The 13416-nt window shown below is 68.8% G+C and carries 8 protein-coding genes; 2 read left to right on the top strand and 6 right to left on the bottom strand.

The features are described from left to right. Positions 1-71 precede the first annotated feature (71 nt). The 6 genes from A9976_RS12195 to A9976_RS12170 all read right to left on the bottom strand — a co-directional run bounded on the left by A9976_RS12195 (position 72) and on the right by A9976_RS12170 (position 8400). Positions 72-2564, bottom strand: coding sequence for a TonB-dependent receptor (locus A9976_RS12195; protein ID WP_183019227.1), 2493 nt, complete (start codon positions 2562-2564; stop codon positions 72-74). Positions 2565-2653: 89 nt separating this feature from the next. Continuing rightward, positions 2654-3667, bottom strand: coding sequence for a FecR domain-containing protein (locus A9976_RS12190; protein ID WP_183019226.1), 1014 nt, complete (start codon positions 3665-3667; stop codon positions 2654-2656). Beyond that, positions 3646-4152 (bottom strand): sigma-70 family RNA polymerase sigma factor, encoded by a 507-nt coding sequence (locus tag A9976_RS12185; protein ID WP_012205109.1) that lies wholly within the window; start codon positions 4150-4152, stop codon positions 3646-3648. The genes A9976_RS12190 and A9976_RS12185 overlap by 22 nt, the downstream gene beginning before the upstream one ends. A 119-nt stretch (positions 4153-4271) precedes the next feature. Continuing rightward, positions 4272-6767 (bottom strand): TonB-dependent siderophore receptor, encoded by a 2496-nt coding sequence (locus A9976_RS12180; protein WP_183019225.1) that lies wholly within the window; start codon positions 6765-6767, stop codon positions 4272-4274. A gap of 95 nt (positions 6768-6862) precedes the next feature. Next, on the bottom strand, positions 6863-7873 hold the full coding sequence (locus tag A9976_RS12175) for a FecR domain-containing protein (protein WP_183019224.1): 1011 nt from the start codon (positions 7871-7873) through the stop codon (positions 6863-6865). Then, a complete protein-coding gene (locus A9976_RS12170; protein WP_183019223.1) occupies positions 7870-8400 on the bottom strand; it encodes a sigma-70 family RNA polymerase sigma factor in 531 nt (176 codons plus the stop codon). Before A9976_RS12170 ends, A9976_RS12175 begins: the two co-directional genes overlap by 4 nt. Before the next feature lie 227 nt (positions 8401-8627). Here A9976_RS12170 and A9976_RS12165 point away from each other — a divergent pair, with 227 nt between their 5' ends. Both A9976_RS12165 and A9976_RS12160 read left to right on the top strand, forming a co-directional pair. After that, a complete protein-coding gene (locus tag A9976_RS12165; RefSeq protein WP_183019222.1) occupies positions 8628-11216 on the top strand; it encodes a GGDEF and EAL domain-containing protein in 2589 nt (862 codons plus the stop codon). A 232-nt stretch (positions 11217-11448) separates the two neighbouring features. Then, positions 11449-13308: a methyl-accepting chemotaxis protein gene (locus tag A9976_RS12160; RefSeq protein ID WP_183019221.1), complete on the top strand. Its 1860-nt coding sequence runs from the start codon at positions 11449-11451 to the stop codon at positions 13306-13308. Positions 13309-13416: the final 108 nt, after the last annotated feature.

Below are 13416 nucleotides of genomic sequence, written 5' to 3'. Positions count from 1 at the left end.
TAGGCAACTGCGACCTTCTTGCGGCCCAGCTCTGCCGCATGCTGCTGCAGTCCGTTCCTCCTGGCCGTGTTTCAGAACTTGCCGCGCAGGGTGAGCGTCGCGCTGCGCGGCGCGCCGTAGACATTGCCCCAGGCTGGCGCGCCTATGGTCTGGTAGTAGGTCTTGTCGAACAGGTTGGCCACGCTCAGTGCCACGGACCAGTTGCGGTCGATGCGGTAGCCCAGGCGGGCAGACCACACGGCATAGGCTGGCTGCACATCGGTGATGGCGCCCACCGCGCGCGAGCTGGCGGTCTGGAAGTTGACGCCGCCGCCCACGTTCCAGGCGCTCCATTCGCCCGGCAGGCGGTAGTCGCTCCAGACCCGCAGCATGTGCTTGGGCGTGTAGGTGCTGGCGAACTCCACGCCGGCATTGGAGGTGTTGTCCAGGTACTTGAAATGGCTGAAGGTGTAGCCGGCAAACAGCTGCCAGCCGCGCGCCACCTCGCCGCTGATCTCGGCATCCAGCCCCTGGCTGCGGACCTTGCCCACGGAGACATAGCAGTAGGTGCTGGCCGAGCAGGGGTTGACCAGATCCTCTTCGGCGCGGTTCTTCTGGTCGATGCGGAACAGGGCCACGGCCGCGTTCACCCTGCCGTCCAGCAATTCGCCCTTCATGCCCACTTCCAGATTGCGCCCCTTGATGGGTGCCAGCAGGTCGCCGGCCGCCGTCACGGCGTTCTGGGCCTGGAAGATGTCGGAGTAGCTGGCATAGGCCGACCACTGGTCATTGAGCGCATAGACCAGGCCGCCATAGGGCGTGATGACGCCGCTTTCCTTGTACGGGTCGTTGTAGGCCTCGCCCGTGTTGCGGTAGTTGCTGCTGCCCGTGAAGCGGGTGACGCGGGCGCCGCCGATCAGGGTCAGCGCATCGGTGAGGCCCAGCCGCGCCACGCCGTAGGCGCCGGACTGGGTCATGCGGGTGCGGCTTTCATCGCCGCGATAGCGGTTGGCCAGGAATTCCGCGCGGGACGGCTCGCGGATGGCGGCGCTCGGGTCGAACACGTTGTTGGGCAGGCCCATGCGGATCAGCGAATAGTCGCTGTCGTTGACCATGCGGCCCGTGTTGGCGCCAAAGCTCAGCGAATGCCGGCGGCCGAAGGCGTCGAATTTGCCGTCCACCGCCACGTCCAGGGTCTTGTTGTCGGTGGTGACATCGAACAGGCCGGCATACATCTCGTTGCCCGCCAGCGTGGCGGGATTGATTGCCCCCAGGGCAAAGGCGTACTTCATGTCGTGCTTTTCCCGGGTGTAGCCCGCCGTGGCCTTGACGGTCCAGTCCGCGTTGAAGCGGTGCTGCAGCTCGGCAAACAGCGATGTCTGCTCGCTGTCCCAGCGGTTCCAGTCCGCGCCCAGGAAGGTGGAGCGCGGCAGCCGCAGGTCCGCCCCGTCGGCATAGCGCGGCAGGCCCTGGAAGAACGGCGTGGAGCGCAGCCGCTCGTGGGTGGCGCCCACCGTCAGCCGGGTCTGGGGGGTGAGGTCGTACTCCAGCACGCCGTAGAGCACGCCGGTGCGGCTGCTGGCCACGTCGTAGAAATAGTCGCGGCTGTTGAGGCTGGCGACCACGCGCCCGCGCAGCGTGCCGGCCTCGTTGAGCGGGCCCGTGGCATCGATCTCGCTACGCAGGTTGTTCCAGGAGCCCACACTGGCCGATACCTCCAGCTGGCGCTCTGCCAGGGGGCGCTTGCGCACCATGTTGATGGCCGCGCTGGGGGAGCCCGCCCCCTGCAGCAGCCCCGTGGCACCGCGCACCACTTCCACGCGGTCCAGCGTGGCGGCGTTGCTGGTGAAGTTGTCGGCCTGCGGGTAGTAGAAGGCGCGGTTCACGCCATCGAACTGGTAGGTGTCCACGCGGAAGCCGCGCGAGTAGACATAGCGCCCGCCCATGGGGCTGTCATACATGGTGATGCCCGTGGTGCTGGCCAGCACGTCGTCCACGGTGTTGAGGTTCTGGTCGTCCATGCGCTGGCGCGTGATCACGCTGATGGACTGGGGGATGTCCTTGATCGCCTGCTCGCCCTTGCCCACCGTGACCGCGCGGGCCACGTAGCTGCCCGTGCCTTCGCTGGTGGCGCTGCGCTCGGCGCGGGCCGTCACCTGCACTTCGTTCAGGACCGTGGTGGAACCGGCAGCAGCGCCAGCCGGTGCGGCCTGCCTGCGCAGCGTGTAGCTGCCGTCGCTGCGCGCCACCATGTCCAGCCCGCTGCCGGCCAGCAGGCGCTGCAGCGCCTGCTGCGGCGCGTAGAGGCCGGACAGGGCCGGGCTGGTGAGCCCTTCGGTCAGCGTAGGATCGAAGGACAGCGAAATACCCGCCGCCGTGGCCACGCCGGCCAGCGTGCGGCCCAGCGGCCCGGGCGCGATCTGGTAGGTCTGGGCTGCGGGAGCAGGTGCGGGAGCAGGTACGGAAGCGGGGGCCGGTTCGGCCGCCTGCAAGGCGCCTGCGGCCAATGCCATGCCCAGCAGGGCCAGTCGGGCGGCATGCGCCAGGGGATGGAAGACGGGATGCGGCATGGGTACGGCAGGCATGGAAATCGGTCCTTGGAGACGGTGAAGAAAGAAGCTCTTTCCCCGTTGCCAACCGAGATCCGAAAAAGTACCAGCCTGCCTCGATTTTTTTAGTTCCTGGCGACCACGGTGATCCAGTAGCCGCGCATGCGTGTCTGCACATCGACGGGATAGGTGGAGGCCAGCATGGTCAGCGTCCGATCCGTATCGCCCAGCGGGAAGGAGCCGGACACGCGCAGCGCGCGCACCTCGGGCGCGCACTGCAGCAGGCCGGGCCGGTAGCGCGACAGTTCGGCGCAGAACGCGGCCAGCGGCATGGCGTCAGCCATCAGCATGCCGTGGGTCCAGGCCGTGGCCTCGGGCTGCAGGGGCTGGGGCGAGGTCACCTCCCCCGCTCGCAATACCGTTTGCTGACCGGCTTGAACGACCAGCGCCGGGCTGGCGGCGCCGCGCAGCGTCACTTCCACGGCGCCCTCGGTCACGGTCAGGCGCACGGGGCCGCCGTCCGCCCTGCCCCCCTCCTGCCGCACGGTGAAGCGGGTGCCCAGCGCGCGCAGCCGGCCATGGGCGGTGTCCACGACAAAGGGGCGGTGCGGTGTGGCGGTATCGGCCGCCGTTTCTATGGAAATCGCACCCTGGCGCAGGGTGAGCAGGCGCAGTGCGCCATCAAACCGGATGTCCACCGCGCTGGCCGTGTCCAGCAGGAGGCGGCTGCCATCGGCCAGATGCTCGGTGCGGCGCTCGCCGGTGGCGGTGCGCAGGTCGGCGCCCCAGCCGCGCTGGTCCGCCGCATACCAGGCTTGCCAGGCCAGCCAGCCTGCAGGCGCCACGGCCAGCAGCGCGGCCAGCCGGGCCACGGCGGCGCGGCGCTGGGCGCGGTGGCTTCGGGGCCGGTCCAGCGCCGGCATGGCCAGTGCTGCAGGCAGGCCGCCCAACTTGCCCAGCAGCCGCTCGGCACGCTCCCAGGCCAGGGCATGCTGTGGGTCGGCCTGGCGCCAGCGTTCGCAGGCGGCGCGGTCGGCGTCGGTGGCGCCGCTGTCGTGCAGGCGCATCAGCCATTCGGCGGCCTCGTCGAGCACGCGCGCGTGCAGGGGCGGCTCCATCACGCCATTGCCACCAGGCATTGGCGAAACGCCTGGGCCATGTAGCGCTTGACGCTGGTGAGCGAGACCTCCAGCTGCTGCGCGATGTCCTCGTACTTCATGCCGTCCAGCTGGGACAGCAAAAACGTGCGCCGCACGATGGGCGGCAGCGCGTCCAGCATGGCGTCTATCTCGTGCAGGGTCTCCAGCACCAGGGCGCGCTGCTCGGGCGACGGCGCCACGGGCTCGGGCAAGGCGGCCAGGGCTTCGAGGTAGGCCCGCTCCAGCGCCTGGCGCTTGTACCAGTTGACGAGCACGCCCTTGGCCACCGTGGTCAGGTAGGCACGCGGCTCCTGCACACCGGCCAGGTCGCGCACGCCCAGGATGCGCACGAAGGTGTCCTGCGCCAGGTCCGCCGCATCCGCCCCGTTGCCCAGCCTGCGGCGCAGCCAGCCCTGGAGCCAGCCATGGTGGGCGGTGTACAGGGAGGCGGCTTCTCGGTGCTGGGGGGTGGAGGCGGATGGCATGGCGGGTTCCGATTCCCTTGGGGGCGGGGCCCGCAATCAAACAAGAATCATTCTTATTCGATTGTATCCATGCCAGGGAGCGTGCGACCGCGCTTTCGACCGGCCTGATGCCGCAAGGCCTACCAGATGTACCCGAACCGAACCACCATGTTGCGGGCTTCGCCGTAGTTGCAGGCATTGGCGGAAAAGCACGACGCCGTGTGGTATTTGTCGAACAGGTTCTTGACCGTCAGGCTCACGCTGGCCCCGCGCCAGTCGCTGCGCATCTTCCCGAGGTCATAGCGCAGCGAGGCATCCACCAGGGTGAACGACGGCACGCGGAAGCTGTTGTCCGCGTCGCCCCAGCTCCAGCCGATGTAGCGTGCCCCCACACCCGCCCCCAGCCCCAGCAGGTCGCCCCCGAAGGCATAGTCCACCCAGGCCGACGCCATCTTGCGGGGAATTTCGTAAGGCGACTTGCCCTGCACGTTGCCACCCCACTGGTCTGGCTGGGCCCTGGTCACCTTGACGGGGTTGTAGGTCAGCGCGGCCAGGAGCTTGAGCCCGCGCGTGGGCTGGACTGCCGCCTCGAACTCGATGCCGCGAGAACGCACTTCACCCTGCTGTATGGAATAGCGGACGTTCTCGGGGTCGGTGGTGAGTACGTTCTGCCTGCGCAGCTCGAAGGCGGCCAGCGTGAAGCTGCTGCGTTCGTCGGGCGAGTACTTGACGCCGACCTCGACCTGTTTGCCGGTTTCCGGATCAAAGGGCCGGTCGTTGCGGTCAGCACCCATCAGAGGGACAAACGACTCGCTGTAGCTGACATAGGGCGCCACGCCGTTGTCTGCAAGATAGGTCAGGCCCACGCGGCCCGTGAAGGATTTTGGCTTGCGAACGGTGGTGGACACGGGGTCGGCCAGGCGGCTGGACTGCTCCAGGCGGCTCCAGTCGTGGCGTCCGCCCAGGGCCAGCACCCAGCGGTCCTTGCGGATGCGGTCCTGCACGTAGAGGCCTACCTGCTGGGCGCGCTCGTCGCGCAGCGCATCGGGCTGCAGCAGCGAGGTGTCGATGAAGCTGCCGTAGACGGGCCGGTAGATGTCCAGTTGCGGACCGTCGGCGATATAGGAGTCGAAACTGGAGCGGCTGCGGTTGTAGTCCAGCCCCACGATGAGTTCATGCTGCAGGCCGGCCGCCACGAATTGGCCCGACAGGCTGGTGTCCACGGTGTAGACGCCACCCTTGCCATCGCGCGAATCGATCTCCCGGTTGGTGATGGAGCCGTCGATCAGCGGCCCGTAGCGGAACATGTACTGCTCGTGGTTGCGTGCGTGCAGGTAGCGGAAGTTCTGCCGCAGCGTCCAGCCGCTGTCGAATTCGTGCCGTGCGTCGTAGCCCAGCGATGCGACCTCGGTCTCTTCGCGGTCGAAGCCCGGCTCACCCAGGAAGCGGCTCAGGGGCAGCCGGCCATTGGGATTGCGCCCGTTGAGCGCATCCCACTGCACGTTGGTGGACATCATGGCGTGGTTCTTCTGGTAGAAGCCGCGCAGCGTGACGCTGGTGCGTGCGTCCGGCGCCCAGGTCAGGCTGGGCGCCAGGTAGACGCGGTCGTCGCGCATGAAGTCGATCTGCTGGTCGGCCGCCCTGGCCAGCCCCACCAGGCGGTAGCTCACCGTGCCATCGTCACCCACCGGCCCTGCGAGGTCGAAGGCCACCTGTCGGCGAGCATGGCTGCCCACGGACAACTCCATGCTGCGTAGCGCATCGGCCGAAGGCCGCTTGGACACGAAGTTCACGATACCGCCCGGCGAGTTCTGGCCATACAGCACCGAGGCCGGCCCCTTGAGGACCTCCATGCGCTCGGCCCCGTAGGGCTCCATGCCGAAAAAGCCCAGCGTGCCCAGCGGCATGAGACGCAGCCCGTCCAGGTAGAAATTGCCCGAGAACTGGCTGAAGCCGCGCACCGACAGACTGTCATCCGCAGGATTTGCCCCACCCGCATTGGTGCGCACGCCGGCCGTGTACTGCACGGCGTCGTTGAGCGTGCGCACGCCCTGGTCGTCCATGCGGTCGCGCGTGATGACGGACACCGATTGCGCCACCTCCAGAATCGACGCATCGGTCTTGGTGGCCGTGCTGGCCCGGCGCGCCACATACCCGCTGGTGCTGCCCCAGGGGCTTTCTGCCTGGGCCGCGGCGGTCACCCAGACCTCACCCAGCACGGTCGATGCCTGGGTGGCCTCGGGCACCGCACGCAGCACAAAACCGCCCGCCCCCGCAGCCTGCGCCTGCAGGTCGGTGCCAGCCAGAAGCCGGTCCAGCGCCTCGCGCACCGTGAGGCGGCCCTCCACGCCCTGGGTGCGGCGGCCCTGCACCAGGGCGGGCGGTGCACTGATGCTCACGCCTGCGTCGGCGGCAAACGCCGTGAGCGCGGCGGCCAGCGGGCCTGCCGGCACCTGGAACGGACGCTGCACCGCGCTGGTGGCCGCCGCACCGGCCTGGGCCAGCGCGGCGCGCGGCAAGGCTGCGCCTGCCACCAGGCCAGCGGCCATGAGCACGGCGAGGCCCGTCTGGGACAGTGGAAATAGCAAGGGGGAGGGAGTGCGCGCCACGCTGCGCATGCCGGGCCGGAGAGCCATGGTCTGTTTTTCCTTCGGAAGTCGTTCGATGAAATCGGTTGCCATCGAACAGGACACGGCCTGCCGCAGAAAGGGGCCAGATTCCGAAAGAAATTTCAAGTCGGTGGTGTGCCACGCGCCGCCACCGTTACCCAGTAGCGCGTGCGGTAGTGGACCTGCACGGGCAGCAGGTGCACGAGGTTGGCGAGCACGGCGTCCGTGCCGGTATCGGCATCGGCCAGTTGAAAGGCCCCGGTGACGCGCAAATCCGCCACAGACGGATCGCAGTGCAGCCAGCCGGAGCGGTAGCGCGACAGCTCGGCCACAAAATCGGCCAACCGCATGTTGTCTGCGGCCAGCAGGCCGCGCGCCCATTGGGCGGCGCCTGCGTCCGCAGGCTCGGCACGGCCTATGCCCATGGCGTCAAACCACAGTTGCTGGCCTGCCTGCAGCTGCTGCGCGGCGCCGCCACGGGTGGTGATCTGCACGGCGCCCTGCAGCACGGCCACCTCGCTGCGCTCCCGGACACTGCGCACGACAAAGCGCGTGCCTAGGGCGCGCACCCTGCCCTGCCCTGTGGTGACAACGAAGGGCCGATGCCGGGACTGCGGGTCGGGCGCGGTCTCTATGAAGACGGCGCCCTCATTCAGGTGGACACGGCGCAGCGCCTCGTCAAACAACACATCGACGGCACTGCCCGTATCGAGCACGATGCGGCTGCCATCGGCCAGCGTCCATTCGCGGCGCTCGCCCGTGGCCGTGGCGTGGGTGGAGGTCCACTGCATCCAGGGCACGGTGCGCCAGGCCAGCCAGCCTGCGGGGACGGCCGTGATCAGCAGGGCCAGCGCGCGCACGGTGTCGCGGCGGCCCATGGCGCCCAGACGGCGCTGCTTGCGGCCCAGGGCCGGTGCCCCCAGTGCGGGCGGCAGGCTGCCCGCGCGCTGGCTCACGGCCAGGGCGCGCTGCCAGGCCTGCTCATGGACATCGGCACGGGTGCGCCAGGCCTCGAAGGCGCGGTGGTCGGCCTCGCTGGCCTCGCCCGAGTGCAGCAGCACGAACCATTCGGCGGCCTGCAAGGCGATTTCGCGCGACAGCGGCACAGCGGCCTGCGCGTCCCCGGCGTTCATGCCGACAGCAGGATGCACTCGGCCATGGCCTGGGCCATGTAGCGCTTGACCGAGCGCAGGCCCATGCCCAGTTGCTCGGCAATGGCCGCATAGGTCAGCCCCTCGACCTGGGACAGGATGAAGACCGCGCGCACCTTGGGCGGCAGGCCGTCGAGCATGGCATCGACCTCCTGCAGCGCCTGCAGGATGAGCAATTGCTGCTCGGGCGACGGCGCCTGCGGCGCTGGCAGCGCGGCCAGGGCCTGCAGCCAGGCCTGCTCCAGCGACTGGCGGCGCAGGTGGTTGATCAGCAGGCGCCGCGCCACCGTGGCCAGATAGGCGCGTGGCTCGCGCAGGGAGGGAATGTCGCCTGCAGGCGCGGTGAGCAGGCGGATGAAGGTGTCCTGCGCCAGGTCGGCCGCGTCGCAGGCGTTGCCAAGCCGGCGGCGCAGCCAGCCCTGCAGCCAGCCGTGGTGGCCGGCGTAGAGGGCGGAGATTTCGCGGTGCAAAGGGCTGGAGGCGGCGTCGGAGGCTGGGGCGGATGGCATGGTAGGACCCGATGGCTTGAAGGCGGGAGGCACCATCAAACAAGAATCATTCTCAAATTATTGTAACCAGCGGCAGCACTTGCCTGGCGCGCCATCAGTCGGACCATCCAAGGGCGACCAGTGGGAGCAAGCGCGACCAGGCGTGGCTGACATCCAGGTACTGCGCCGGATCGGTATCATTTAGAAACAATCAATCATCAGCTCAGCATCCATGAGGAGAGCGAACCATGTTCGAAACGCGGGTAGCAGGCACGGCAGGACAACAGGCGCTGTGGAGCACGCTGGACAAGGCCATGGCGCTGGCGGAATTCACGCCCGAAGGCCGGCTGATGCGCGCCAATGCCAATTACGAGGCCATCCTCGGCTATCCGGCCACGGGCACTGAAGGTTTGCTTCACAGCGATCTGTGCACGCAGGCCCAGGCCGATCCGGCCGCCTACGGCCAGTGGCGCCAGCGCTGGGGCGCGGGCGAGACGATTTCGCGCGTGGGCGAACACCGGCGCCGTGACGGCAGCACCTGCTGGCTGGAGGCCACCTATGCCCCCGTGCTGGATACCCAGGGCGCGCTCAGCCATGTGCTGTGCATTGCCACCGACATCACGGCCCGGGTGCAGGCCGACCGCAGCCGGCAGGAGCATTTGCGGCGCCTGTCCCTGGTGGCCGATGCCACCGACGCGGCCGTGGTGATCGCCGACGGCAACTGGACCATCTCCTATGTCAACGCAGGCTTCACCCGCATGTTCGGCTGGAGCAGCGAAGAGGTCGTGGGCCGTGCGCCCATCGCCCTGCTGGTGCCCCATGCCTCGCCCGAATTCACGGCCGCCTACCGCGCCGAACTGGACGCAGGCAAGCCGGTGTACCGCGAGGAGATCCTCGTCGGCAAGGACGGCGAGCGGTATTGGGTCAGCGCCCAGGCCAATCCCGTCATGGGCCCCGACGGCCGCCTCCACACCACGGTGACCGTGATCACCGACATCACCGAGGCCAAGATGCACGAGGTGCTGCAGCGGCGCGCCCTGGAGGCCATGGCGCGCGACCAGCCGCTGACCGAGGTGCTGGACCTGGTGTGCCGCGAGGTGGAGCGCATTGCGCCCGACATTGCGGTGTCGGTGCTGGAAGTCGATGACCAGAACCGCCTGCACCCGCTGGCCGCGCCCAGCCTGCCGGCCTCGTACTCGGCGGCACTGGACGGCGTGCCCATCGGCCCCAATATCGGCTCCTGCGGCACGGCCGCCTTCCACAACCGGCCCGTGCTGGTGCGTGACATCGCCACCGACCCGCTGTGGGCCGACTTCAAGCAGCTCATCCTGCCGCTGGGGTATACGGCCTGCTGGTCCACGCCCATCTGCGGGCTGCAGGGCGGCGTGGCCGGCACCTTTGCCTTCTACTACCGCCATTTCGACCGGCCCGGCCCCGATCCCTTCCACCAGCGGCTGGTGGAGGCCTGCACCGACCTGTGCGCGCTGGCGCTGGAGCGCGAGCAAGCACGCCGCCGCATCCGCCAGCTGGCCTTCTACGACGGGCTGACCACCCTGCCCAACCGCAGCCTGCTGCTGGCCCAGGCCGAGCAGGCGCTGTCCGCGGCCTCGCAAGAGGGCTCCGAACTGGCCGTGGTCTTCATCGACCTGGACCGTTTCAAGCAGGTCAACGATTCGCTGGGCCACCCGGCCGGCGACAGGCTGCTGTGCAGCGTGGCCCAGCGCATCCAGGCGGAGCTGCGCGCGGGCGACATTGCCGGGCGCCTGTCGGGCGATGAATTCGTCATCGTGCTGCCACACTGCGGCGGCGCGCAGGCGGCCGAGATGATAGAGCGGCTGCAGTCGGCCCTGGGCCAGCCTTGCATGATCGACGACGTGGCCCTGGCCAGCACGGCCAGCTGCGGCATTGCCGTGTTTCCCGCCGACGGGCGCGACATGGAGACCCTGCTGCACCGCGCCGACATGGCCATGTACCAGGCCAAATCGGGCGGGCGCGGGCTCTACAGCTTCTTCAGCCCAGAGATGAACCGCCTGGCCCAGGAGCGCCTAGTGCTGGAGACGGCGCTGCGCGACGCCCTGCGCAGCGGCGGCCTGCACCTGCACTACCAGCCCCAGCTCGATCTCAAGGACGGCCGCCTGTACGGCGTCGAGGCCCTGGCGCGCTGGAGCCATGCCGAATTCGGCGATGTCTCTCCCGCACGCTTCATCCCGCTGGCCGAGGAATGCGGCCTGATCGGCGAGCTGGGCACCTGGGCACTGCGCGAAGCCTGCCGCCAGCTGGGCGAGTGGCGCAGCCGCGGCCTGGATGTGCCGGCCATGTCGGTCAACCTCTCGCCCACCAGCTTCCACAACCTGGACCTGCCGCGCATGATTGCCGACACGCTGGACCGCAACGCGCTCAAGCCGCAGGACCTCACGCTGGAGATCACCGAAAGCCTGCTGCTGGACACCAACCCCGGCACCATGCGCACGCTGCAAGCCGTGCACGCCCAGGGCGTGCGCCTGTCCATGGACGATTTCGGCACCGGCTACTCCAGCCTCAGCTACCTGCGGCGCCTGCCGGTCAGCGAGCTCAAGCTGGACCGCAGCTTCGTGGCCGACCTGGAAAACGACGAAGCCGCCCAGGCCCTGAGCAACGCCATCCTGGGCATAGGCCGCAGCCTGCACCTGACCGTGGTGGCCGAGGGCGTGGAGACGGCAGCGCAGAACACCATCCTGCGCGAACAGGGCTATCCGGTCGCGCAGGGCTATCTGTTCTCGCGCCCGCTGCCGGCCGCTGATCTGGAGCGCTGGCTGCAGGCATCGAGCCTGCAAGCCGGCCCGGGAACGGACATGTGAAGGCGGCGGGGGCTGGCGCGGAAACCTGGGCCGGCAAAAGTAACGACCAGTAATAAATATTCGGACTGGATCTATTTTTCCCTAAGCCTCATCGACAAGTGACCGATAACTGCGGCATGGCGGCGGCTGAGTGTCGGCCCCGCCGATCGTTACAGATCGCCCCCGACTCCCCTGACTGCCCGCCCCAGCCGCTCACCCGCTTTCGCTCTTCGCCGTACGGCACTCCCCCACCATGATGTTTTTCCGCAATCTGAAGCTGGCCCCCAAGCTGCTGGCCTCTTTCATCGCCCTGCTGCTGCTGACCGCCGGCCTGGGCCTGTTCTCCGTGGTCCAGCTGGACCGCGTCAACCAGACCGCCACCGACCTTGCCCACCACTGGATGCCCGCCGAGCGCGTGCTCCTGGAGATGCGCTACCAGCTGCAGCGCTACCGCTCGCAGACCATGCAGCATGTGCTGGCCACCTCGATGGATGAAATGGCCATCTACGACAAGAGCATGCCGGCGCTGTGGTCCGAGTTGCTCAAGAACCAGCAGGCCTTCGAGCGCTATGCCAACACCGCGCGTGAGCGCGAGCTGATGGCCGGCATCAAGGACGACCTGGGCCAGTACGCGCAGCACACGGCCAGGATCGTGGACCTGTCCCACGCCCTGCGCACAGACGAGGCCTCCGAGGTGCTGCGCGGCGATTCGGTCAAGACCAGCCGCGCCATCAACAACAAGCTCGATGAACTGGTCAAGCTCAACGCCCAGGGCATCGAGGATGCCAACCAGGCCGGTGACGACATCTTCACGGCTGCGCGCTGGTGGGTGATCGCCCTGCTGGTGGGCGCCGTGGCCTTCGGCCTGGCCATGGCCCTGCTGATCGCCCGCAGCGTGGCGCGCCCCCTGCAGCAGGCCGTGAGCCTGGCGCAGGCCGTGGCCGCAGGCGACCTGGGCAGCCGCATCGAGGTGCATGGCAAGGACGAGACCGGCCAGCTGCTGCTGGCCCTGCAGCACATGAACGAGAGCCTGCAGCGCATCGTCGGTCAGGTGCGCCAGGGCACGGACTCCATTGCCACGGCCAGCGGCCAGATCGCCTCGGGCAACCAGGACCTGTCGGCCCGCACCGAGGAACAGGCCAGTTCGCTGGAGCAGACTGCCGCCTCCATGGAGGAGCTGACCTCCACCGTCAAGCAAAACGGCGCCAACGCCCAGCAGGCCAACCAGCTGGCCGCCGCCGCCTCCCAGGTCGCCGTGCGCGGCGGCTCGGCCGTGGCCCAGGTGGTGCAGACCATGTCCGCCATCAACGATGCCTCGCGCAAGATCGTGGACATCATCGGCGTGATCGACTCCATTGCCTTCCAGACCAACATCCTGGCGCTGAATGCCGCCGTGGAAGCGGCCCGCGCCGGCGACCAGGGCCGGGGCTTTGCCGTCGTCGCCTCGGAAGTGCGCACCCTGGCCCAGCGCTCTGCCGCTGCCGCCAAGGAGATCAAGCAGCTGATCGACGACTCGGTGGGCAAGGTCGAGGAAGGCAGCGCCCAGGTCGATTCGGCCGGCAAGACCATGGAAGAGATCGTGGCCAGCGTGCGCCGCGTGACCGACATCATGGGCGAGATCTCGGCTGCCAGCCATGAGCAGACGGCCGGTATCGAGCAGGTCAACCAGGCCGTCACGCAGATGGACCAGATGACCCAGCAAAATGCCGCGCTGGTGGAGGAATCGGCAGCGGCCACTGGCGCGCTGCAGGCCCAGGCCAAGGCGCTGGCCGAAGTGGTCAGCGTGTTCAAGCTCTCGCCGTCCACCGGCATGCTGGGCAACAGCCGTGGCGTCAACCCCGCCGCCGCCGTGGCAGCGCCCCGCCAAGCGCCGACGGCGCCCCGTCCGCATCTGGCGCCTTCCGCGCCCAAACGCACGGTGCCCGCACGTGCTTCGGCCGCCCTGCCTTCTGTGGCCGGTGCGACCGGTGCGGCCGGTGCACCCCCTGCTCCGGCTGCCGCCGCGCGCCCGGCCCAGCCAGCACAGCCGGCCCGGCCCGCCGTGACGGCATCGGCCAAAGCCAAGGCCAAGGCGGCCAGCACGGCTTCCGACGACGATTGGGAAACCTTCTGAGCCAGGTTTTCGCCCGCCCCGCCGGGGGCGGACATGCCTGCCAAGGCCCGACCAGCTCCTGCTGGCCGGGCCTTTTTTCCGGGACGCCTGCAGGCAGATCACGCCGGG

It is taken from the genome of Delftia sp. UME58 (assembly GCF_014170385.1).
GTDB lineage: Bacteria > Pseudomonadota > Gammaproteobacteria > Burkholderiales > Burkholderiaceae_C > Comamonas > Comamonas acidovorans.
Note: the sequence above shows the minus strand (reverse complement) of the source record. Positions and strands in the feature narration are given on the sequence as shown.